Origin of the sequence: Blastococcus saxobsidens (assembly GCF_002938435.1) — a bacterium.
Lineage (GTDB): Bacteria > Actinomycetota > Actinomycetes > Mycobacteriales > Geodermatophilaceae > Blastococcus > Blastococcus saxobsidens.
The window spans coordinates 1-20,720 of the sequence record NZ_POQT01000037.1; the positions used below are offsets into that span (position 1 = coordinate 1).

Consider the following 20,720-nt stretch of genomic DNA (forward strand, 5'->3'; position numbering starts at 1 on the left):
CTGGTGAGTGCAGCGAGCCCCGCAGCAACCGAACCGACAGATCCGGATAAAGACCCGAAGTCAGTCTCCTGAAGGGTCAGGAACGGTCGCTGCGGGGCTCACCCACATCCTCACTGTCTCCTGATCATCATCGCGGTCGACCGGGGGCAACTGGGCCGCGCATGGACCTCGGGCAACCGCGGTACCTGCCAGCCATGGTCTTCATCTGGAGCAGTGGCTGGGGTCCCAGGCGGCGACGTTCGCGCCGGGGCTACGGCGGGTACCGCGGCCACTACGCCGGCCACTACGGCCGCGGGTACGGGCCACCGCGGGGGTACGGCCACGGCCGTCGCGAAGACTCCTGCTTCCGGGACCTGCTCTTCCTGAACACCGGGTGCTGCCTGGCCAACGCGATCGGGTGCGGCATGGAGCTGCTGCTCGTGGCGCCGCGGTCGCTGCCGGCCGTCCGGGCAGCACAGCGGGGGAGCGGCGCCGCGGCCCGGCTGGTGGCGGCGGTCCGGTACTACCAGCGGGAGATCAGCCCGAAGCGCCGGCCGTGCTGCCGGTTCACGCCCACCTGCTCGGCCTACGCGATCGAGGCGCTGGAGACGCACGGCGCGAGGCGCGGCACGTGGCTCACCGTGCGGCGGCTCCTCCGCTGCCGCCCGGGCGCCGCCGGGGGAGCCGATCCGGTCGGCGTTGCGTTCCCATGACGGATGAGAGATGGCGAGTGACCACGCCCGGCTCGCGGGTAACCCTCCCCGCGTCCGCCGCCGAGCCGCGGCGCCGCCTTCCCGACCCGAGGAGAACCGCCATGCGCACCCTTGCCCGACGCACCCCCCGAGCGATCGCGATCGCGATGGCGGTCGCGACCGCCGGGACGGTCGTCCTGGCCGGCTGCGGGGACGACGAGACGGCGACGGATCCCGAGCTCGAGGAGGAGGTCGCCGACGTGCGCGGCAGCGAGGACCTCGCCGACCCCTACACGGGCGTCTACGACGAGCAGTTCGCCGAGGACATCGAGGCCTACCACGGCCAGGAGGTCACCCTCCGCGGCGACGTGGGGGAGGTCCTCGGCCCCTCCACCTTCACCCTCACCGCGCCGGGCGGAGAGGACGTGACGCCGCTGCTCGTGGTGTCCGAGCAGCCCGTCGAGGACCTGACGGCGGGCGGCCAGGTCACCGTCGCCGCGACCCCGCAGGACGACTTCGACCCGGCGGAGGTCGGGTCCGAGTTCGACCTGGAGCTCGGCGACGAGGCCTACGAGGAGTGGGACGGCGACACGTACGTGACGGCCGTGGAGGTGCAGCCCGCGTAGCCGGGGGCTGAGCACCTGCGGTGCCCGGCACTACCGTCGTCCGGTGCTCGTCGACGGACCAGGGACGAGCGGCGCGGCCACCTGGCAGGACCAGCGGTGGCGGGATGCTGCCCTGTCCTGGGCCACCACCCACCTGGAGCGGGTCGGCCGGCCGCTCGCCGGCGGGCCGGAGCAGCCGCACGTCCGTGCCTGGTCGACGGTCTTCCGGCTGCCGGTGCGCGGTGGCCTCGCCTGGCTGAAGTCCGTCGGACCCGGCTCGGCGCAGGAGCCGCCGCTGGCGGAGGCGCTCGGCCGCTGGGTGCCCGACCGGGTGGTCGTTCCGCTGGCGGTCGACCGCGAGCGCCGGCTCGTGCTCCTGCCGGACGGCGGGCCGACCCTCCGCGCCGCCGGGACCGGCGGTCCGGCCGCCTGGGAGGTGATGGTGCGCGACCACGCGCGGCTGCAGATCGCGGTGGCACCGCACGCCGACGCCATGGTCGCGCTCGGGGTCCCCGACCACCGGCCCGAGCGGCTGCCCGCGCTGGTCGCCGAGCTGCTCGCCGACGACGAGGCGCAGCTCGTCGGGCAGCCCGGTGGGCTCACCGCGGAGGTCCGCGGGCAGTTGCGGGCCCGCCTCGGGAACTACGCCGACGCCTGCGGGCACCTGGCCGGGGGCCCGGTGCCGGGCAGCCTGCAGCACGACGACCTGCACGACGCGAACGTCTTCGTCGCCGCGGGCCGGCACCGGTTCTTCGACTGGGGCGACGCCTCGGTCGGGCACCCGTTCCTCGTCCTCCTGGTCGCGCTGCGGATGGTCGCCCACGGACTGGGTGTGCCGCACGGCGACCCGGTGCTCGTGCGGCTCCGCGACGCCTACCTGGACGAGTGGCGCAGCTTCGGCACGCCCGGCGAGCTCCGCGAGCTGTGCGTCCTGGCGCTGCGGGTCGGCCCGCTGCAGCGCGCGCTGACGTGGCGGCGCATCCTGCACGGCGTGCACGCCGACGAGCGCGCGGAGTGGGCCGACGCGGTGCCCGGCTGGACGGCCGAGCAGCTGGCGCCCGGCCCGCTGTCGGCGGAGCCGGACCGGCATCCGGGAGACTGACCGTCGTGCCCGCGATCGACGACGCCTCCGGTGACCTGCCGGTCACCGGTTCCCTGGTGGTCCCCGCGGGGCTCCTCTCCTGGCGCTTCTCCCGGTCCTCGGGTCCGGGCGGCCAGGGGGTCAACACGGCGGACTCGCGGGTCGAGCTGTCCGTCCGCCCGCTCGAGATCCCCGGGCTGAGCGACCCGCAGCGCGCCCGGCTGGCAGGTCGGCTCGGGAACCGGATGGTCGACGGCGTCCTCACCCTCGCCGCCAGCGAGCACCGGCAGCAGCTGCGCAACCGGCAGGCCGCGCGCGAGCGGATGGCCGCCGTGCTGCGCGCGGCGCTGGCGCCCCCGGCACCCGCCCGGCGGCGCACGAAGCCGACCAGGGGGTCCCAGGAGCGCCGGATCCAGGCCAAGAAGCAGCGCGGCCAGCTCAAGAAGCAGCGCGGCTCCTGGGACTAGGGCTCAGGCAAGCCGTTCGGTCAGGCGGACCGCGACGGTGTCGCCGGCGCCCTTGCCGATCGCCCGGCGGATGCCTGCGGCGACGGGCAGCTTGTGGGTGCCGTCGCCCAGCGCCATGAAGGAGGTGGTGAAGGGCTCGTCGTCGATGGTCCCGGCGACCTTGACCAGGCCCCGGGTGCCGAAGTACTCGGCGGAGCCCGGCATGACGACATAGGTCCAGCCGCCCTTGGCGCCGCTCTGCTGCAGGACGGCGGTGAATGCGCGGTCGAGGCGACCGGCGTCGTGCGCGTTGGTGTTCATGATCGGGGTCCTCTCCGGTGGTGACCGGCGTGGTGAGCTCCGGGGGCTAGCCCAGCCGCTGCCGCAGGTGGACGGTCACCTGCTCACCGGCGCGGTGCTTGCCGATCGCCGAGCAGATGGCCGCGCGCAGCGGCAGCCAGTGCGGTCCGGTGCCCGAGGGCATCAGGGTGGCCGCGAACTCGTGCCCGTCCGCGGTGCCGGTGACCTTCACCGCCCGTCGGGTGCCGAGCACGACGGCGGAACCGGGGACGACGAGATACGTCGGGAAGGCGCCGTCCTTCTCGATGGGTGCGGTGAAGGTGAGGTCCAGGGGGCTGCTCATGCATCCTCCGACCGGGCGCGCGCCGAGAACTCATCGCAGCGGCGTCGCACGGCCGCCGCGCCCAACCGGTGCCTCAGCCGGTGAGGACGTCGACGATCAGCCGTCGCGCCCGCCGGCCTTCCGGTACCGGCAGGAGCGCGTGCACGTGGACCAGCCCCTCCTCCTCGTGGTGGTCGACGTGCACACCGGCCGCACGCGCACGCTCGACCAGCAGCCGGGTGTCCGGGCTGGTGATGTCGCGGGTGCCGCTGAACACCGTCAGCGGGCCGAGCCCGGCCAGGTCCCCGAACAGCGGGCTGACCACCGGGTCGGTCCTCGGCAGGTCGCCCCGCCACAGGTCGATGGCCGCGTGCGTGCCGGGGCGGGCCAGCCAGGGATCGGTCGGCTCGACGAGGTCGATGCCGGGGTTGGCCAGGGTGAGGTCCAGCGCGGGGGAGATCAGCACGGTGCGGTGCGGCGGCACACCCCGGTCGCGCAGCAGCAGCGCCGCGGACAGCGCGATCTGCCCGCCGGCCGAGTCGCCCAGCACGGTGACCTGCCCGGCGCCGTGGCGGAGGACCAGCCCGCCGACCAGGTCGGCGACGGCGGGCACCACCACCGCCGCCGTCCCGATCGGCGCGAGCGGGTAGATCGGCACGGTGATCGCGGCGCCGCTGCGGGCGGCGAGGCCGGCGACCAGCCGCCAGTGCAGCGGGTGGATCTGGTTGACCCAGGCGCCGCCGTGGACGTAGACCGCCGCGCCGGTCGGCGTCCGGTTCCGGGGTAGCACCCGGTAGACCGGCCAGCCGGTCCCGTGCTCCACGTCCCGCTCGATCCGCACCGACCGCAACCCGCGCGGGGGCCCGTACGGGACCGGCCGCAGCAGCCGCTCCCGCACGCCCTCGAGCAAGGCCTCCGGGTGGTCGAACTCCCGCCGGAAGCCGAGCAGGCGGAACAGCGGGGGCAGCAGACGGCTGGCGGAACTGGGCACGAGGTCCTCTCGAGGGGAGGGTGATCAGCTCAGCGCGAGCGGCTCGCGCACGAGCACCCACAGCGGTAGTTCGTCGTCGGTGGTCCGGGTGGTCTCGGTGGGCTGGAAGCCGAACCCGCGGAAGAAGCGGACGTTGGCCCAGCTCGTCACGGCGACGGCGGCCTGGGTCTTCTCGGCGTCGCAGCGCACCAGCACCGGAGCGAGCACCGCGGCTGCCAGGCCCCGCCGGCGGGCGGACGGCCGCACCCCCAGGTGCCGCAGCCGCCAGTGCGGCCCGTCCGGCAGCGCCGCGGTCACCAGCGCCTCGGTCTCGGCCACGACCCGCGCACGGCCGGCGCCCAGGTAGGGCAGCTCCCGGGCGATCGCGGAGCGGACGTCGTCGGGCAGGGGGCGGGTGCCCTCGGCCCCGGCCGGTGGCTCCCACACGGCGACGGCGTCGACGTCCTCGGTGATCCAGGCGGTCTGCGTGGCCACCCCGCGGTGCGCCGCGTCGAGCTCGTTCAGGCGGGTCAGCCGCTGCATGCGGCCGTCGTCGGGCAGCGCCCAGCGGGTCCACCGGGAGTCGGCGAGGGCGACGGTCAACGTCGCGGCGATGGCCGGGACGTCGCGCTGCTCGGCGAGCCGGACGTCGGGCCCGGGCTCGTCCGGGTCGTCGATCCGCCGGACGATCGGTCCCATGGTCACCCCGGCATTCGACCACGGCCGCCCCGCACACCCGCGCGCCGGCCGCCGTGAGGTGAACGGAACCCAGCGTTGACGCCGGGGCCGTCACCGGGAAACGCCGTCGGCAGACGCTCGGTCCCGTGTCCGCTCCCGTCCCGCCCGCCGCCGTCCCCGGTGTCCGGGCGACCCGGACGACGGACACCCACTGCCCGTACTGCTCGCTGCAGTGCGGGATGGCCGTCACCGCGGGCGACCGCCCCGCGACCCTCGTGCCGCTGGACTTCCCGACCAACCGCGGCGGGCTGTGCTCCAAGGGCTGGTCGTCGGCCGAGCTGCTCGACCACCCCGAGCGGCTCACCCGCCCGCTGGTCCGGGCCGTCGCCGGGGACCGCACCAGCCCGCTGGTGGAGTCGACCTGGGACGAGGCGCTGGACCGGCTCGTCGGGGCCATCCGGCGCACCCAGGCCACCTCCGGTAACGACGCCGTGGGCTGCTTCGGCGGCGGCTCGCTGACCAACGAGCAGGCCTACCAGTTCGGCAAGTTCGCCCGCGTCGCGCTGCGCACCTCCGCCATCGACTACAACGGCCGGTTCTGCATGTCGTCGGCGGCGGGGGCGGCCAACCGCGCGTTCGGGCTGGACCGGGGGCTGCCGTTCCCGCTGAGCGACATCGCCGAGGCCGACGTCGTGGTGCTGGTGGGCAGCAACCCGGCCGACACGATGCCGCCGGCCATGCAGTGGTTCGACGCCGGCCGGGAGCGCGGAGCCCAGCACGTCGTCGTCGACCCCCGGCGCACGGCGACCGCCCGCAACGCGTCGCTGCACCTGCAGCCCCTGCCCGGCACCGACCTGGCGCTGGCCAACGGGCTGCTGCACATCGCCATCGCCGAGGGCCTGGTCGACACGGACTACGTCGCCGCGCGGACCACCGGCTTCGCCGAGGTGCGCGCCGGCGTGGCCGCGTACTGGCCGGACCGGGTCGAACGGCTGACCGGCGTGCCCGTCCCCGACCAGCGGCGCACCGTCTTCGCGCTCGCCCGCGCGGACAAGGCGATGATCCTCACCGCCCGCGGCGCCGAGCAGCACCGCTCGGGCACCGACACCGCCCAGGCCTGGATCAACCTGGCGCTCGCGCTCGGGCTGCCCGGCCGGCGGGGGAGCGGCTGGGGCACCGTCACCGGCCAGGGCAACGGTCAGGGCGGGCGCGAGCACGGGCAGAAGGCCGACCAGCTGCCGGGCTACCGCAGCCTCGCCGACGCCGCGGCCCGCGCGCACGTCGCCGCCGTCTGGGGGGTCGACCCCGACGACCTGCCGATGCCGGGGAGGAGCGCCTTCGAGCTGCTCGACGCGCTCGGCACCGACGGCGGCGTGCGGACGCTGCTGGTCCTCGCCTCCAACGTCGCGGTCAGCGCGCCGGACGCCCGCCGGGTCATCAGCCGGCTGCGCGACCTGGACTTCCTCGCCGTCAGCGACTTCTTCCTCTCCGAGACCGCCGAGCTCGCCGACGTCGTCCTGCCCAGCGCCATGTGGGCTGAGGAGGACGGCACGATGACCAACCTCGAGGGCCGGGTGATCCGCCGCCGCAAGGCGCTCGACCCGCCGGACGGCGTGCCCGACGACCTGCAGCTGCTGGCCACGCTGGCCGGGCGGCTGGGCGCCGGCCGGCACTTCAGCGGCGACCCCGAGACGGTGTTCGAGGAGCTCCGCCGGGCCAGCGCCGGGGGAGCGGCCGACTACTCCGGCATCAGCTACCGGCGCATCGAGGAGGAGCGGGGCGTCTTCTGGCCGTGCCCGGCCGACGACCACCCCGGCACGCCGCGGCTGTTCAGCGAGCGGTTCGCCACCCCCGACGGCCGGGCGAGGTTCGTCCGCGTCGAGCACGTCGACGCGCACGAGCGGCCCGACGCCGAGCACCCCTACGTGCTCACCACCGGCCGGGTCCTGGCCCAGTACCAGTCGGGCACCCAGACCCGGCGCACGCGCAGCCTCCAGCTGGTCGCCCCCACACCGCGGGCCGAGCTGCACCCCGACCTCGCCCGCGCGCTCGGCATCGCCCAGGACGACGTCGTCGAGCTGACCACCCGCCGGGGCCGCGCCCGCTTCCACGCCTCCGTCACCGACACCATCCGCCCCGACGTGGTGTTCGTGCCGTTCCACTGGGGCGGCGGGGCCAGCGCCAACGCGCTCACCGACGCCGGCGCCCTGGACCCGGTCTCGGGGATGCCGGCCTTCAAGGTCTGCGCCGTCGCCGTCCGGCGGGTGAGCGGACCCGAGGAACGCATCCCCCCGCCCCCCGCCGCCGCCCAGCCGCGACCGGCCGCCCACCGGGTCGCCGTCGCCCCGCGAGCCCATCCACCGTCCCGCTCGACCCCGACCGACCCGCTCACCAGGAGAACTCCCGTGAAGAGCACACCCCGCTTCCTGCAAGGCGTCTTCCCGCTCACCGGGGAGGGGCTGGCCAAGCCGGGCCCCATCGACCCGGCGCTGCGCTACACGGTGCCGGCCGGCTGCAGCGCGCAGGCGCTGTACTTCCGTGGCGGCAACTCCACCGGCGAGCTGGTCTACGTGCTCCTGGTCCGCGACGGCGAACCGATGCGCTGGTTCCCGATCGGGGCGAAGGCCGACACGCACGTGCCGCTGCGGGTGGTCGAGGACCTGGTCGGCGGTTCGGTCGTGGAGCTGCACGCCGCTGCCCCGGAGGGCGTCACCGGCGAGATCGTCGTGGACCTGGGTCTGGTGGAGGTCTGATGCGGGTCCTCGGGGCCCGCCCGGCCGGCGCCACCGCGCTCCACCTGGACGACGACCTCGACCCCCGCGGCCGGCTGGTCGTGGTGGGCAACGGCATGGCCGGTGCCCGCTTCGTGGAGGAGGTGCTCGAGCGGGGCGGCGGCGACCAGTTCCGCATCACCGTCTTCGGCGACGAGCCGCACGGCAACTACAACCGGATCATGCTGTCGCCGGTCCTGGCCGGTGAGTCGTCCGAGGACGAGATCGTGCTCAACCCCCACGACTGGTACACCGACAACGGCATCGACCTGCGGGCCGGCGTCCGGGTCGAGCGGATCGACACCGCCGCCAAGCAGGTGCACGCCGCCGACGGCAGCGTGACCGGCTACGACCACCTGGTGCTCGCCACGGGCAGCTACTCCTTCGTCCCGCCGATGGCCGGGGTCCGCCGGGACGATGGCTCGCTGCTGTCCGGCGTGTACGGCTTCCGCACCATCGACGAGACCCGGGCGATGCTCGAGGCGACCAGCCGGTGCACCCGCGCCGTGGTGATGGGCGGCGGGCTGCTCGGGCTGGAGGCGGCCCGTGCGCTGCAGGGCCACGGGCTGCAGGTCGAGCTCGTGCACGCGATGCCGTGGCTGATGAACGCCCAGCTCGACGCCGAGGCCGGCGCGATCCTCAAGCGGAGCGTGGAGTCCCTCGGCATCACCGTGCACCTCGACGTCCTGGCCACCGAGGTGCTCGGCGCGGACTCCGTCGAGGGCGTCGTGCTGAAGGACGGCCGGCGGCTGGACTGCGACCTGCTCGTCGTCGCCGCCGGCGTCCGGCCGCACACCGACGTCGCCGTCCGGTCCGGCCTCGAGGTGCAGCGGGCGATCGTCGTCGACGACCAGCTGCGCACCGACGACCCCGACGTCTACGCCATCGGCGAGTGCGCCCAGCACCGCGGCGAGGTCTACGGGTTGGTCGCGCCGGCCTGGGAGCACGCGAAGGTCCTCGCCGACGTGCTCACCGGCACCGACCCGGCCGCGGACTACACCGGCAGCCGGACGGCGACGAAGCTCAAGGTCGCCGGCGTCGACGTCGCCGTCATGGGCGTCAGCACCCCCGAGCGGGACGACGACGAGTTCCTGGTCATCTCCGAACCGAAGCGCGGCGTGCACCTCTCGGTGGTCATCCGCGACGACAGGCTGGTCGGCGCCACCCTGCTCGGCGACACCCGCAAGGTCGCCTTCCTCACCCAGGCCTTCGACCGCGGCGCGCCGCTGCCCGAGGAGCGGATCCGGCTGCTGGTCGACCTCTCCGACGGCGCGGCGGAGGTGGGGGTCGCCGAGATGCCCGCCGACTCGCAGGTCTGCAACTGCAACGGCGTCTCCAAGGGCGACATCTGCGGCGCCGTCGGCGGCGGCTGCGGCAGCGTCGGTGAGGTCATGGACCGCACGCGCGCCGGCAAGGGTTGTGGCTCCTGCACGTCCCTGGTGAAGCAGATCGTCGAGTGGGCGGCCGACGGCGAGCTCGCCGAGGACCCGGCCGCCTCGTACTACGTGCCGGGCGTCCCGATGCCCAAGCCCGAGCTGATCCGCGCCATCCGCGAGCACGACCTGCGCAGCGTGTCGGCGGTCTTCGCGACGCTGGCACCGAACGGCAAGGACGACGCGAGGTCGAAGATGGGCCTGACCTCGCTGCTCAAGATGGTCTGGGGCCACGACCACATCCCGGAGAAGGACGCCGAGTTCATCAACGACCGCGTCCACGGCAACATCCAGCGCGACGGCACGTTCTCCGTCGTCCCGCAGATGAAGGGCGGGGTGACGACGCCGGCGCAGCTGCGCCGCATCGCCGAGGTCGCCGAGAAGTACGAGGTGCCGATGGTCAAGGTGACCGGCGGCCAGCGGATCGACCTGCTCGGCGTCCGCAAGGAGGACCTGCCGGCCATGTGGTCGGACCTGGGCATGCCCAGCGGCTACGCCTACGGCAAGAGCATGCGCACGGTGAAGACCTGCGTCGGCTCGGACTTCTGCCGGTTCGGCCTCGACGACTCCACGCAGCTGGGGATCGACCTGGAGACCCGGTTCCAGGGCATCGAGAGCCCCGCGAAGATCAAGATGGCCGTGGTCGGCTGCCCCCGGAACTGCGCCGAGGCCTACGTGAAGGACGTGGGCGTCGTGGCCGTCGGCAGCGGCCGGTGGGAGGTCTACGTGGGCGGGGCGGCCGGCGCCACGGTGCGCAAGGGTGACCTGCTGGCCACCGTCGACTCCCCGCAGGCGGTGATGACCCTGACCGGCCGGTTCCTGCAGTACTACCGGGAGAACGCCAACTGGCTGGAGCGCACCTACGACTTCGTGCCGCGGGTCGGCCTGGACAAGATCAAGAGGGTGCTCCTCGAGGACGCCGAGGGCCTCTGCGCCGATCTCGACGCCGGGATCCAGCGGGCGATCGACGCCTACCGGGATCCGTGGGGCCAGGACGCCGCCGAACCCGCGACCCCCGGTCAGTTCCGGCCGGCCCTGCCGCTGGTCGCGCTGCCGAAGGTGCCGGTCCGATGAGCCTCACCGAGGAGCGGACCACCACTGCGCACGTCGTGGGACGGGTCGAGGACGTCCCGCCGGGGGAGGGGCGCACCTTCGTCGCCGGCGGGGAGCAGGTGGCCGTGTTCCGGCTGCGCGACGGCTCCCTGCACGCGACCCAGGCGGCCTGCCCGCACGCCGGCGGTCCGCTGGCCGACGGGCAGACCGACGTCGACGTGCTGGTCTGCCCGCTGCACCAGTACGCCTACCGGTGGGCCGACGGTTCCTCGACCAGCGGTACCGCCCCCATCAGGGTCTTCGCCGTCCACGAGGCGGACGGCGCGCTCGTCGTCACCCTCTGACCGGCGGTTAGTGCACTTTCCGCCGGGCAGTTAGTGCACTTTCGGTCTCAGGCGGGGCGAGCGCGGACGTGCATGCGCTCGCCCTGCGGGCCGAAGAGGACCAGCCCCTCGGCCGGCTCGGGGAACGGGTTGGAGAAGGCATGCGGCACCCGGGTGTCGAACTCGACGACCTCGCCCTGCCCGAGGACGAAGTCACGGGCGCCCAGCAGCAGCCGGATCCGGCCGGACAGCACGTACAGCCACTCGTAGCCCTCGTGCGTCTTCTGCTCGGTGTCGTCCACCCGCCACCGCGGCGGGAGGACCATCTTGTAGGACTGCAGCCCTCCGGCCTGCCGGGTCAGCGGCACCATCGTCATGCCGTCGTCCCGCGTGATCGGGCGGCCGTGCACCCGGGGATCGGCCGGTGCCGGGGTGTCCACCAGGTCGTCGATGGCGACGCCGTAGCTGCGCGCCAGCGGCAGCAGCAGCTCCAGGGTGGGACGGCGCCCGCCGGACTCCAGCCGGGACAGCGTGCTGACCGAGATGCCGGTCGTCTCCGCGACGTCGGTGAGGGTCGCCCCGCGCTCGGTGCGCAGCGCTCGCAGCCGTGGGCCGACGTTCTGCAGGACGTCGTCGTCGGTCATGGAGGGAGTTTGCCATATCGGCAAGCATGCTTGCCATAGTCGCGCTCCGGGCCGACAGTGGTCGGCATGGACGAGCGGTACGACGTGGTGGTCATCGGAGGCGGCGCGGCGGGGCTGAGCGGGGCACTGACCCTGGCCCGCGCGCGGCGGAGCGTGCTGGTGGTGGACGCGGGGCAGCCCCGCAACGCCCCGGCCGGGCACGTGCACAACTACCTGGGCCGGGAGGGCACGCCCCCGGCCGAGCTCCTGGCGATCGGGCGCGGTGAGGTCGAGGGCTACGGCGGCACGGTGGTCACCGGCCGGGTGGCCGCGGTGCACCGGGAGGACGACGGGTTCCGGGTCGAGCTGGACGGCGGGGCGGCCGCGCGGGCGCGCCGGCTGCTGCTGGCCACCGGGCTCACCGACGAGCTCCCGGACGTCCCGGGTGTCGCCGCGCGGTGGGGGAGCACGGTGCTGCACTGCCCGTACTGCCACGGCTGGGAGGCGCGCGACAGCGCCGTCGGCATCGTGAGCACCGGTGCGATGGGCGTGCACGCGGCGACGATGTGGCGGCAGTGGACCGACGACGTCGTCCTCTTCGTGCACACCGGCGTCGAGCCGACCGACGAGGAGATCGAGCAGCTGGCGGCCCGCGGCGTCCGCGTCGTGCGGGACCAGGTGACCGGCCTGGAGGGGGGCGCCGACGTGCGGCTGGCCTCCGGCGAGCTGGTGGCCCGCGACGCGGTGGTCGTCACCCCCCGGTTCACCGCCAACGCCGACCTGGTCGCCGGCCTGGGCGCGGTGCCGGTGCCGATGGAGATGAACGGCGTCGTCGTGGGCAGTTTCCTTCAGGCCGATCCGACCGGGCGCACCGACGTCCCGGGCGTCTGGGTGGCGGGCAACGTCGGCGACATGAGCGCCCAGGTGATCGTCGCGGCGGCCCAGGGGCTCAAGGCGGGCGCGATGCTGAACGCGGACCTCATCGAGGAGGAGACCGCGCACGCGGTGGCGCAGGAGCGGAGCGTGGCGGCATGAGCCAGCACGAGCACGAGCACGGGACGGCGCAGCAGCCCGCCGTCACCCGGGAGTCCTACGACGAGCTCTACCGGTCGGCCCCCGCGGTGTGGACCGGCCGGCCGAACCGGCAGCTCGTCGTCGAGGCCACCGATCTGCCGCCCGGCCGCGCGCTGGACGCCGGAGCCGGGGAGGGCGGTGACGCGCTCTGGCTGGCCTCCCGCGGGTGGCGGGTCACCGCCGTGGACTTCTCGCCCGTCGCCCTGGAGCGGGGTGCGGTCAAAGCCGCCGAGCTGGAGCTCGCCGACCGGATCGACTGGGTGCACGAGGACCTCGACGTCTGGACGCCGCCGGAGGGCTCCTACGACCTCGTGACGGCGCACTACCTGCACGCGACCTGGACCGACCGATCGCGCATGTTCCGGGGGCTGGCGGCGGCCGTCGCGCCGGGCGGCACCCTGCTCGTGGTCGGTCACCAGCACGGCGACGGGTGGGGTCACGGCCACGCGCACGCCCACGAGGCCGGTGCGCTCTACACCGCCGACGACGTCGCCGCGGTGCTGGAACCGGGGGAGTGGCGCGACGTCGTCACCGAGACGCGCGACCGCGACCACGCAGCGGCCGAGCGCACCGGCAACCCGGTGCCGGACACCGTGCTGGTCGCGCGGCGGTCAGGAACGCGGTAGGCCCAGGTCGGCGAGCGCGGCGGCGACGGCCTCGTCCCGCAGCACCTCCAGCACCAGCACGCGGTGCACCAGCACCCCGGAGCGGGTCAGCCGGAGGTCGGCGGGACGCAGCCGGGGGAGCGCAGCGCCACCCGGGCGCGGCTGGGCGGGGGGCGGGTCGAGCAGCCCGGCCCGCTGCAGGTCGGCCAGGTCCTCCCGGGCACCCCAGGCGGTCCAGGCGCGCGGCTCATCCTCCAGCGGGGTCATCGGCAGGGGCACCCGGTCCCGGCGTCCCACCGCGGCGAGCAGGGCCAGCTGCCGCCAGCTCAGCCACCCGGACAGCCGCAGCGCCCGGGTGACCAGGTCGGCGTCCAGATCGGCCGAGACGGTGACCTCGGCGAGCAGGTAGCCCAGGTGCCGGACCCGTCGTTCGTCGGTGGCGCGCCGGGCGGCGGCGGCGACGGCCTCGGTCAGCTCCTCGGCGACCGACCGGCTGCCCGGCCGCGGGGTGAAGTACCGGTCGGTGCGCACCGGCCGGCCGGCGCGGTGCACCGTGGCCGCGTGCTCGACGGCGAACGCGAGCACGGCGCCGGCGCGGACCCGCTCCCGTCCGACGACGACCCCCGCGGCGTCGTCCGCGGCCGCGCGCAGCACGGCGGCGAACTGCTCGTCCACCTGCACCCGGGCGGTCGCCGGCTCGAAGACCACCGCCGCCGCGGCGCGGCTCATCGAGCCGGCCACCGGCGTGCCGGCCTCGATCACGGCCCGCCCGGCGGGCGGCGTCTCGACGGCGGTCTGCTCGACGGGCTCCTCGGCGGCGGTCACCCGGCGATCTTCGCCGCTACCGGGGCGGTGGTGCGAGCCGGTCGGCCGCGGCCTCACCACAGCGGGGCAGCCGCGGTGAGCGAAACGGAACACGGGGTGTCCCGCGGGGCGACGCCGGGGAAACGCCGGGGCGTCACCGTCCTCGCATGACTGCTCCTCCCCGCCCGTCCTCCACCAGCAGCCCGGCCGCCCCGGTCGCGCCCCCCGCCCCGGTCCGGGCGGGTGGATGGATCGACGACTGGCGACCGGAGGACCCGCAGTTCTGGAAGTCCACCGGCCGCCGCGTGGCCCGCCGCAACCTGTTCTTCTCCGTCTTCTCCGAGCACGTCGGATTCTCGATCTGGAGCCTGTGGTCGGTGCTGGTGCTGTTCCTGCCCGAGGCGGTGTACGGCATCGATCCGGCCGGGAAGTTCCTGCTCACCACGCTGCCCACGGCCCTGGGCGCCTTCGTGCGCCTCCCGTACACCTTCGCCGTCGCGAAGTTCGGCGGCCGGAACTGGACGATCGTCAGCGCGGGGCTGCTGCTGGTGCCGACGATCGCGACGGCGGCCGTGCTCGAGCCCGGCGTCTCGTTCACGACCCTCCTGGTCGTCTCCTGCCTGGCCGGTGTCGGCGGCGGCAACTTCGCCAGCTCCATGGCCAACATCAACGCGTTCTACCCCGACCGGCTCAAGGGTTGGGCGCTCGGCCTGAACGCCGGCGGCGGCAACCTGGGGGTGCCGGTCATCCAGCTCGTCGGTCTGCTGGTGCTGGCCACCGCTGGGGCGGGCAACCCGCGGCTGGTCCTGTGGGTCTACGTGCCGCTGATCGTCGTCGCCGCCGTCGGCGCGGCCCTGCTCATGGACAACCTGACGACGGCGCGCAACCAGCCGCGGGCCATGCGCGAGGCGACCCGCGAGCCGCACACCTGGATCATGTCGTTCCTCTACATCGGCACGTTCGGCTCGTTCATCGGCTTCGGGTTCGCCTTCGGGCAGGTGCTGCAGAACCAGTTCACCGACTCCTTCGCCACCCCGCTGGCCGCCGCGTCGCTCACCTGGCTGGGGCCGCTGCTGGGCTCGCTGATCCGGCCGCTCGGCGGCTCGCTGGCCGACCGGTTCGGTGGCGCGCGCATCACCTGCTGGACCTTCGTCGCCATGGCGCTGGGGGCCGGTGTCGTCTGGACGGCCAGCCAGGTGCGGTCGCTGCCGTTGTTCGTCGTCGGCTTCGTCCTGCTCTTCGTGCTCAGCGGGGTGGGCAACGGGTCGACCTACAAGATGATCCCGGCGATCTTCCGGTCCCAGGCGCTCCAGCAGGTGGCCGACCGCGGGGACCCCGAGGCGGCCGAGCGGCACGCCCTGCGCATGTCCGGTGCGCTCATCGGCATCGCCGGCGCCGTCGGTGCCTTCGGCGGGGTGCTGGTGAACCTGGCGTTCCGGCAGTCCTTCATGACCACCGGTACCGGCGACTCCGCCTACCTGGTGTTCATCGCCTTCTACGTCGTCTGCGTGGCGGTCACCTGGGCGGTCTACCTGCGCCCGGGCCGCCCCCTCGGCCGCATCTGAACGACGTCCGCCCTCACCGTTCCGGGTCCTCCCTCACCGTCGACCGCGAGGGAGGACCGGAACGATCAGGTCCCCTGATCATCGATCCCGATGTCGATGGCCTACGTCGGCACCCGGTCCCTGTGCGAGCGGGCCGGCTTCACCAAGGCGGCGGACACGACGTCGGTGGCGGGCGGCTTCCCGCGGTGCTCATGCGCCTCGACCTCCGCTGAGCCCGGTCAGACCCTCAGCCGGTACCCGCGCTTGACGACGGTCTCGACGAGCGGGGCGCCGAGCGCCGCCCGCAGTCGGGTCACCGCCATCTCGACCGCGTGCTCGTCCCCGCCGCCGGGCAGGCCGGCCACCAGGTCGGGACGGGCGACGACGTGCCCTGGCCGGCGGGCCAGCTCCCGCAGCACCGCGAGCGCCCCGGGCGCCAGCTCCACCAGCCGGCCGTCGACGACGGCGGCGTGCCCGCGGACCTGCAGCGTGTGCGGGCCGACGGTGAGCACCGGGTCCCGCTCGGGGAGCCGGGCGACCACCTCGCGGGCCAGCGCGCCCAGCCGGGAGCGCTCGGGGTGCACGCTCGGGATCCCGGCGGCCGCCAGCGGGCCGGCGGTGACCGTGCCGACGGCGACGGCGAGCACCCGCCCGCGCAGGGCGGCGACCACGGCGTCCCGGTGGCCCATCTCCTCGGCCACCTGCAGCAGGCTCGCCGCGGCGGGGGCGCTGGTGAAGGTGACCGCGTCGATCCCGCCGCCGATGATCGCCGCGACGAGGCGTTGCAGCGGGCCGACGTCCTCGGGCAGCACCCAGCGGTAGACCGGGACGGTCAGCACGTCGGCGCCGGCCTCCCGCAGCCCCGAGACGAGCTCCGGCTGCGGATCGCCGTGCAGCTGGACGGCGATCCGCCGTCCCTCCAGCGGTCCCTCCGCCCCCGAGAGCAGGTGCTCGAGCACCTCGGCGGACGACTCGGACTCCGGGGACCACGCGTCCACCAGGCCGCCGCCGCGGATGGCGCCGCGGGCCTTGGGGCCGCGCGCCAGCACCCGGGCCCCGGTGAGGTGCTCGACCAGCGGCAGGTCCCAGGCGTCGGCGGCCTCCAGCCAGCCGCGGAAGCCGACCCCGGTCGTGGCCACCACCAGATCGACCGGCGCCGCCAGCACCCGCCGGGTGGCGGCCACGAGCTCCGTGTCGTCGGACAGCGGCACGATGCGGATCGCGGGGGCGTAGACCACCCGGGCCCCGCGCCGGTCCAGGAGCGCGCCGAGCTCCTCCTTGCGGCGGGCGGCGGTGACGGCCACCGTGTAGCCGGCCAGCGGCAGCTCCGCCGGGGCCGCCTGGTCCTGCTCGGTCACGGTCACGTCTTCCCCCTCGGTCCGGTGCCACCATGGTGAGGCCCCGCCGTTACGAGGATGTGTCCGGCACGGGCCGCGGGGTGCACCGGGTGAGGCGGGTCACGGCTGCTTCCACCGCGCGAGCAGGACCGACGCATCGTCCTGCAGGAGCCCGCCCTGGTGCTCGAGCACGGCGCTGGTGAGCCGGCGCACCGTCTCCGCGGGTGGGTGCCCGCCGGCGATCGCCCGGCGGAGGAACTCGGTGAGCCTCGCCTCCCCGAACCACGCGCCGGACGCGTCCCGCGCCTCGGTGATGCCGTCGGTGTACAGGGCCAGCCAGTCGCCGGGCTGCAGCACCTCCTCGCCGACCGTCAGCCCCGCGGTGTCCAACCCGAACGGCACCCGCCGGCCGCCGCCCAGCTCCTTGACCAGCCGGCCGTCGCGGAAGAGCAGCGGGGACGGGTGGCCGGCGTTGACGTAGCGCAGCCGGCCCGAGGGGATGTCGACCTCGGCGACCAGGCCGGTGACGAACTGGCTCCGGGGGAAGTTCTCCGACACCACGTCGTCGATGGCCCGGGCCTGGTCGAACACGCTGCGGCCGTCCCGCCGGGCACTCCGGTACGCGGCGAGCGTCGCCGCGGCGATGAGCGCGGCCGGTGTGCCGTGCCCCACCGCGTCGAAGATTCCGAGCGACACCGTCTGCTGCGACAGCGCGTAGTCGAAGACGTCACCGCCGATGTCGTAGCTCGGCTCCAGCCGGCCGGCGAGGACGAAGGAGTCCGTCGCGGCGGTGAGCGGGGGGAGCTGCTGCCACAGGAGCTCGGCCGACGGTGACATGGCGCGCGAGCGGCGCGGGCTCTCCAGGCCGTCCCCGTAGGCCTCCATGGAGACCAGCAGGTGCCCCAGCAGGGAGGCCAGCGACCAGCACTGCTCGCGCAGCGCGGGATCGTGCAGCGCGGCCCGGTGCTGCACCCGGACCTCCAGCACACCGACCCGGTCAGCACCGTCGAGCACCGGGACCCACAGGCACGGGTGGCCCTCCCGGTCGGAGGCGACCACCTGCTGGGTCCGGAACGCCCGGCCGGCGATCGTGCTGTCGACCCCCAGCCGGCGTCTGCCCGACGCCCCCGAGGACCCCAGCCGGACGAGGCAGCGCTGCTCGTGGTCGATCCGGTGGATCGACACGTCGACGTCCATGAGCCGCCCCGCCTCGGCGACGAGGGCGGGGAGCCGCTCGGGCGGGGCGTCCCCGACCGCCTCGAGGAGGGTGGCGAGGGCGGCGAGGGTCCCGGTCGCGGGCCGGTTCTGCCGGATGGCCCGGGTGTAGGGCACCCGGTGCCGGGTGAAGAGTTCGTCCAGCCGCTCGTTGACGGCGTGGGCGAGCAGGTCGCACTGGGCGTCCGGCAGCGTCGACAGGCCGTGCAGGTAGGCATCGAGGTCGGTCAGGTCGGCGGTGCCGCCGAGGGCGAAGTAGCGCACCCACAGCTGCTCGAGGGTGAGCTCGGCGCGGGAGAACCCGGCCGTCACGGCCGATCGCTGGAGCCCCTCGGTCACGGCCGGCGCCGGCGGACGGCGGAGTCGACCACCGCTCGGGCGGCACCCGCGAGCAGGATCCCGTCGTGCTGGCTCCTGGCCACCAGCATGCGCAGGGCGGCCTCCTCGTCGATCCCGTGGCGACCGATCAGCACCCCCTTGGCGATCCCGACCAGGTCCCGGTCGCGGACCGCCTGCCGCATCGCCTCGGAGAGCCGCATGGCCCGCTCGGCGGACTGCACGTTCGCGACCAGGAGCGCCGCCTGGGCGGAGAACATGACCAGCAGCTCCCTGCTGCGGGTGTCGAAGGCGCCCGGATGGTCGGCGTACACCTTGATCGCCCCGACGGTGGTGTCGCCGGCGACCAGCGGCGCGCTGAGCGCGGCGTGCAGCCCGAGCGGGGCGACCGCCGCGGTCCAGCGCGGCCAGCGCCGTTCCGCCCGGAGATCGTCGACGACGACGAGCTCGCGCTGGGCCGTCGCCGCCAGGCAGGGACCCTCGTCGAGCTCGTACTGCAGGCCGTCGGCATCGCGCACCCGGTCGTCGGTGGAACCGGCGGAGGTCCGCCGGCCGCCCTCGATGACGGAGACCCCCGCGCCGCAGGACCCCGGCACCGTCTCGTGCGCCAGGGAGCTGAGCAGGGTCAGCGAGGTCTCGACCGTCTCCTCGGACAGCAGCAGGCCGGACATCCGCGCGAAGACCCCGGCGAGTTCCCGGGACAGCGGGATGCCCGGACCAGCCGGTCGGATCGTGTTCACGAGTCGCCCTCCGCCTGCAGCACCCGCGCGGCCGGCTGTTCGACTCGAGGTGGTCCTCGGGTGCGCAGAAAAGCGGTGCCCCAAACCTGGTCGACCGCGGTGGGACCCGCTCAGTCGAGCAGGCCCAGACCGTCCCAGGAGACGGCCGCCGTGCCGTCGATCCGCAGGTCCGCCCGCCCGCGGGTGTCCTCGCGGGCGAACTCGGCGGCCTCCGTGGCCAGCCACCGGTGCCAGTGCACGGCCATGCTCGCGCCGTCGCGCGCCAGGCCGCGGGCCACCCGCAGCGCGTCGGGTGCCTCGACCCACACGCGCCGCGTCGTCCACGGGTCCCACCGGCGGGGGGAGCTGCCGCAGCCCTCCACCAGCAGGACGGGAGCCGGCCGAACCGGCACCGGCTCCGGGGCGAAGCGGCCCGTGGTCCAGTCGTAGCGGTGGTAGGCGCCGGGACGTCCGGCGGTGAGCGGCCGCAGCACGCCGGCGCCCAGCCGGGCGATCGCCCCGGTGAGCGTCCAGCCGGCGTAGACGTCGTCCATGTGCACCACCTCGGCGGTCCCGCCGAGCGCCGCGGCCAGCCGGCCGGCGAGCGTCGTCTTCCCCGACCCGGCGGGCCCGTCGACGCAGACCAGCCGCGTGCCGCCGAGGAGCGGGGGAGCGGCCAGCAGCTCGTCGGCGAGCCCGCCGACGGTCAGCGGGCGGCGAGGGTCCACGTGGGCACCGGCCCGTCGCTGCCGACGACGAGCCCGCGCCGGGCCAGCAGCCGCACGTGGGCGTCGGTCTCGGTCACGGCGAAGATCCGCATCCGCCGGGCGTACTGCTCCCACGGCCGGGACCAGGTGAGGTGCGAGGCGAGGTCCCAGGGCGTCGAGTTCGGGTGGGCGCGGATGGCGTCCAGGAGCTCGGTGAGCCGGTGCTCGTGGTGGGCGGTGAGCGAGTCGACGCGGTCGGTCAGCCCCCGGAAACGCCACTCGTGGGCGGGCAGCACCTCGGTGGCCGCCACGTCGCGCACCGCCTGCAGGGAGGAGAGGAAGTCGCCCAGCGGGTCGCCGGTGGGGCCCGAGCCCGGGCCGCTGGAGATGTTGGGGCTGATCCGCGGCAGCACGTGGTCGCCGGAGAAGAAGAGGCCGGTGCGCCGCTCGGCGAAGCAGAGGTGCCCGGGGGTGTGGCCCGGCGTGTGCACGGCCCGCAGGTCCCATCCCGGGAAGTCCGCGCGGGCGCCGTCCTCCAGCAGCCGGTCGGCCACGGCCATGCGGTGGAAGCCGGCCAGGTTCTCCGCGCCGCCGACGTCGCTCAGCGCCTCCTCGCGGGGTGCGCCGAGGCCCACCAGGAAGTCCACCTCGCCGTCGACGGCGGACCGCGCCCCGGTGGTGGTGAGGCGGCGCACGATGTCGACGTCCGCAGGGTGCATGGCCACCCACGCGCCGCTCGCCTCCCGCACGCGCGCGGCCAGCCCGAGGTGGTCGAAGTGCAGATGGGTGACCAGCACCCCGCGGAGGTCGCCGACCCCGCCTCCGATGGAGGCCAGCCCCTCGGTGAGCGCCCGCCAGCCGTCGTCGCTCTCCCAGCCGGTGTCGAGGAGCCCGAGACCGCCGCCGTCGAGGGCGAACGCGTAGGTGCTGACGTAGCGCAGCGGGTTGTGCGGGATGGGGACCGGGATCGACCAGAGGTCGGGCCGCAGCTGCTCCACCGGGGGGAGGGTGCGCGCCTCCCAGGCCGCGTGCTGGGCGGTGCCGGTGATCTCCACGCCCGCGCACTCTGCCAGCCGGCTCCGGGGGCCCGGCTGGGAGAATGG

General features: G+C 74.9%; 21 protein-coding genes. 10 read left to right on the top strand and 11 right to left on the bottom strand.

Annotation, left to right across the window (positions count from 1 at the left end; translation table 11 throughout):
- The first annotated feature begins 194 nt into the window (after nucleotides 1-194).
- The 4 genes from yidD (at nucleotide 195) to arfB (ending at nucleotide 2,824) form a co-directional block, all read left to right on the top strand.
- Nucleotides 195-692: a membrane protein insertion efficiency factor YidD gene (gene yidD / locus C5507_RS23210; RefSeq protein WP_242611006.1), complete on the top strand. Its 498-nt coding sequence runs from the start codon at nucleotides 195-197 to the stop codon at nucleotides 690-692.
- 101 nt (nucleotides 693-793) lie between these two features.
- The gene (locus tag C5507_RS18190) at nucleotides 794-1,297 is read left to right on the top strand and encodes a hypothetical protein (RefSeq protein ID WP_104529923.1); all 504 of its coding nucleotides are present in this window, start codon (nucleotides 794-796) and stop codon (nucleotides 1,295-1,297) included.
- 43 nt (nucleotides 1,298-1,340) lie between these two features.
- A complete protein-coding gene (locus tag C5507_RS18195; protein ID WP_104529924.1) occupies nucleotides 1,341-2,378 on the top strand; it encodes an aminoglycoside phosphotransferase family protein in 1,038 nt (345 codons plus the stop codon).
- Nucleotides 2,379-2,383: 5 nt separating this feature from the next.
- Nucleotides 2,384-2,824, top strand: a complete 441-nt coding sequence (gene arfB / locus C5507_RS18200) for an alternative ribosome rescue aminoacyl-tRNA hydrolase ArfB (RefSeq protein WP_104529925.1) — start codon at nucleotides 2,384-2,386, stop codon at nucleotides 2,822-2,824.
- A gap of 3 nt (nucleotides 2,825-2,827) precedes the next feature.
- On the opposite strand, the gene C5507_RS18205 is transcribed toward arfB, so the two are convergent.
- From C5507_RS18205 to C5507_RS18220, 4 genes are all read right to left on the bottom strand, one after another.
- The gene (locus C5507_RS18205) at nucleotides 2,828-3,124 is read right to left on the bottom strand and encodes a DUF1905 domain-containing protein (RefSeq protein WP_104529926.1); all 297 of its coding nucleotides are present in this window, start codon (nucleotides 3,122-3,124) and stop codon (nucleotides 2,828-2,830) included.
- Nucleotides 3,125-3,170: 46 nt separating this feature from the next.
- Nucleotides 3,171-3,446, bottom strand: coding sequence for a DUF1905 domain-containing protein (locus C5507_RS18210; RefSeq protein ID WP_104529927.1), 276 nt, complete (start codon nucleotides 3,444-3,446; stop codon nucleotides 3,171-3,173).
- A 73-nt stretch (nucleotides 3,447-3,519) separates the two neighbouring features.
- The gene (locus tag C5507_RS18215) at nucleotides 3,520-4,416 is read right to left on the bottom strand and encodes an alpha/beta hydrolase fold domain-containing protein (protein ID WP_104529928.1); all 897 of its coding nucleotides are present in this window, start codon (nucleotides 4,414-4,416) and stop codon (nucleotides 3,520-3,522) included.
- Between the two features lie 24 nt (nucleotides 4,417-4,440).
- Nucleotides 4,441-5,094 carry a GNAT family N-acetyltransferase gene (locus tag C5507_RS18220; protein ID WP_242611364.1) on the bottom strand — a complete coding sequence of 218 codons (654 nt, stop codon included), beginning with the start codon at nucleotides 5,092-5,094 and terminating at the stop codon, nucleotides 4,441-4,443.
- 125 nt (nucleotides 5,095-5,219) lie between these two features.
- Between C5507_RS18220 and C5507_RS18225 the strand changes: the two genes are divergently transcribed.
- From C5507_RS18225 to C5507_RS18235, 3 genes are read left to right on the top strand one after another with little or no spacing between them, the layout of a single operon-like run.
- Nucleotides 5,220-7,826, top strand: a complete 2,607-nt coding sequence (locus C5507_RS18225; protein WP_104529930.1) for a molybdopterin oxidoreductase family protein — start codon at nucleotides 5,220-5,222, stop codon at nucleotides 7,824-7,826.
- Complete coding sequence (nirB, locus tag C5507_RS18230) at nucleotides 7,826-10,351, top strand: nitrite reductase large subunit NirB (RefSeq protein WP_104529931.1); 2,526 nt, start codon at nucleotides 7,826-7,828, stop codon at nucleotides 10,349-10,351. The genes C5507_RS18225 and nirB overlap by 1 nt, the downstream gene beginning before the upstream one ends.
- On the top strand, nucleotides 10,348-10,674 hold the full coding sequence (locus C5507_RS18235) for a Rieske (2Fe-2S) protein (RefSeq protein ID WP_104529932.1): 327 nt from the start codon (nucleotides 10,348-10,350) through the stop codon (nucleotides 10,672-10,674). Before nirB ends, C5507_RS18235 begins: the two co-directional genes overlap by 4 nt.
- 47 nt (nucleotides 10,675-10,721) lie before the next feature.
- Here C5507_RS18235 and C5507_RS18240 read toward each other — a convergent pair whose 3' ends face one another.
- Nucleotides 10,722-11,297 (bottom strand): helix-turn-helix domain-containing protein, encoded by a 576-nt coding sequence (locus tag C5507_RS18240; RefSeq protein ID WP_104529933.1) that lies wholly within the window; start codon nucleotides 11,295-11,297, stop codon nucleotides 10,722-10,724.
- A gap of 66 nt (nucleotides 11,298-11,363) precedes the next feature.
- Between C5507_RS18240 and C5507_RS18245 the strand changes: the two genes are divergently transcribed.
- Together C5507_RS18245 and C5507_RS18250 are read left to right on the top strand one after the other, a co-directional pair.
- Nucleotides 11,364-12,311 (top strand): NAD(P)/FAD-dependent oxidoreductase, encoded by a 948-nt coding sequence (locus C5507_RS18245; RefSeq protein WP_104529961.1) that lies wholly within the window; start codon nucleotides 11,364-11,366, stop codon nucleotides 12,309-12,311.
- Complete coding sequence (locus C5507_RS18250; RefSeq protein ID WP_104529934.1) at nucleotides 12,308-12,976, top strand: class I SAM-dependent methyltransferase; 669 nt, start codon at nucleotides 12,308-12,310, stop codon at nucleotides 12,974-12,976. The genes C5507_RS18245 and C5507_RS18250 overlap by 4 nt, the downstream gene beginning before the upstream one ends.
- On the opposite strand, the gene C5507_RS18255 is transcribed toward C5507_RS18250, so the two are convergent.
- Entirely contained in the window at nucleotides 12,962-13,780 is an 819-nt protein-coding gene (locus C5507_RS18255; protein WP_104529935.1) for a hypothetical protein, read from the bottom strand. The two genes, C5507_RS18250 and C5507_RS18255, sit on opposite strands and share 15 nt — an antisense overlap.
- Before the next feature lie 146 nt (nucleotides 13,781-13,926).
- On the opposite strand from C5507_RS18255, the gene C5507_RS18260 reads away from it, so the two are divergent.
- Complete coding sequence (locus C5507_RS18260) at nucleotides 13,927-15,324, top strand: nitrate/nitrite transporter (protein WP_104529936.1); 1,398 nt, start codon at nucleotides 13,927-13,929, stop codon at nucleotides 15,322-15,324.
- A gap of 218 nt (nucleotides 15,325-15,542) precedes the next feature.
- On the opposite strand, the gene C5507_RS18270 is transcribed toward C5507_RS18260, so the two are convergent.
- From C5507_RS18270 to C5507_RS18290, 5 genes are all read right to left on the bottom strand, one after another.
- Nucleotides 15,543-16,667, bottom strand: coding sequence for a uroporphyrinogen-III synthase (locus tag C5507_RS18270; RefSeq protein ID WP_207225688.1), 1,125 nt, complete (start codon nucleotides 16,665-16,667; stop codon nucleotides 15,543-15,545).
- A 93-nt stretch (nucleotides 16,668-16,760) separates the two neighbouring features.
- A complete protein-coding gene (locus tag C5507_RS18275; RefSeq protein WP_207225689.1) occupies nucleotides 16,761-18,194 on the bottom strand; it encodes a PP2C family protein-serine/threonine phosphatase in 1,434 nt (477 codons plus the stop codon).
- On the bottom strand, nucleotides 18,191-18,931 hold the full coding sequence (locus tag C5507_RS18280; RefSeq protein ID WP_104529937.1) for a GAF and ANTAR domain-containing protein: 741 nt from the start codon (nucleotides 18,929-18,931) through the stop codon (nucleotides 18,191-18,193). The genes C5507_RS18275 and C5507_RS18280 overlap by 4 nt, the downstream gene beginning before the upstream one ends.
- Nucleotides 18,932-19,041: 110 nt before the next feature.
- The gene (locus C5507_RS18285) at nucleotides 19,042-19,638 is read right to left on the bottom strand and encodes a uridine kinase family protein (protein ID WP_104529938.1); all 597 of its coding nucleotides are present in this window, start codon (nucleotides 19,636-19,638) and stop codon (nucleotides 19,042-19,044) included.
- The gene (locus tag C5507_RS18290) at nucleotides 19,617-20,672 is read right to left on the bottom strand and encodes an MBL fold metallo-hydrolase (protein WP_104529939.1); all 1,056 of its coding nucleotides are present in this window, start codon (nucleotides 20,670-20,672) and stop codon (nucleotides 19,617-19,619) included. The genes C5507_RS18285 and C5507_RS18290 overlap by 22 nt, the downstream gene beginning before the upstream one ends.
- Nucleotides 20,673-20,720: the final 48 nt, after the last annotated feature.

Bases quoted from the DNA above. Each gene is read 5' to 3' on its own strand.
- C5507_RS18260 (WP_104529936.1), top strand. From the start codon at position 13,927: ATGACTGCTCCTCCCCGCCCGTCCTCCACCAGCAGCCCGGCCGCCCCG.
- C5507_RS18205 (WP_104529926.1), bottom strand. From the start codon at position 3,124: ATGAACACCAACGCGCACGACGCCGGTCGCCTCGACCGCGCATTCACC.
- C5507_RS18220 (WP_242611364.1), bottom strand. From the start codon at position 5,094: ATGGGACCGATCGTCCGGCGGATCGACGACCCGGACGAGCCCGGGCCC.
- C5507_RS18240 (WP_104529933.1), bottom strand. From the start codon at position 11,297: ATGACCGACGACGACGTCCTGCAGAACGTCGGCCCACGGCTGCGAGCG.
- C5507_RS18190 (WP_104529923.1), top strand. From the start codon at position 794: ATGCGCACCCTTGCCCGACGCACCCCCCGAGCGATCGCGATCGCGATG.
- C5507_RS18245 (WP_104529961.1), top strand. From the start codon at position 11,364: ATGGACGAGCGGTACGACGTGGTGGTCATCGGAGGCGGCGCGGCGGGG.
- C5507_RS18235 (WP_104529932.1), top strand. From the start codon at position 10,348: ATGAGCCTCACCGAGGAGCGGACCACCACTGCGCACGTCGTGGGACGG.
- C5507_RS18210 (WP_104529927.1), bottom strand. From the start codon at position 3,446: ATGAGCAGCCCCCTGGACCTCACCTTCACCGCACCCATCGAGAAGGAC.
- yidD (WP_242611006.1), top strand. From the start codon at position 195: ATGGTCTTCATCTGGAGCAGTGGCTGGGGTCCCAGGCGGCGACGTTCG.
- C5507_RS18250 (WP_104529934.1), top strand. From the start codon at position 12,308: ATGAGCCAGCACGAGCACGAGCACGGGACGGCGCAGCAGCCCGCCGTC.
- nirB (WP_104529931.1), top strand. From the start codon at position 7,826: ATGCGGGTCCTCGGGGCCCGCCCGGCCGGCGCCACCGCGCTCCACCTG.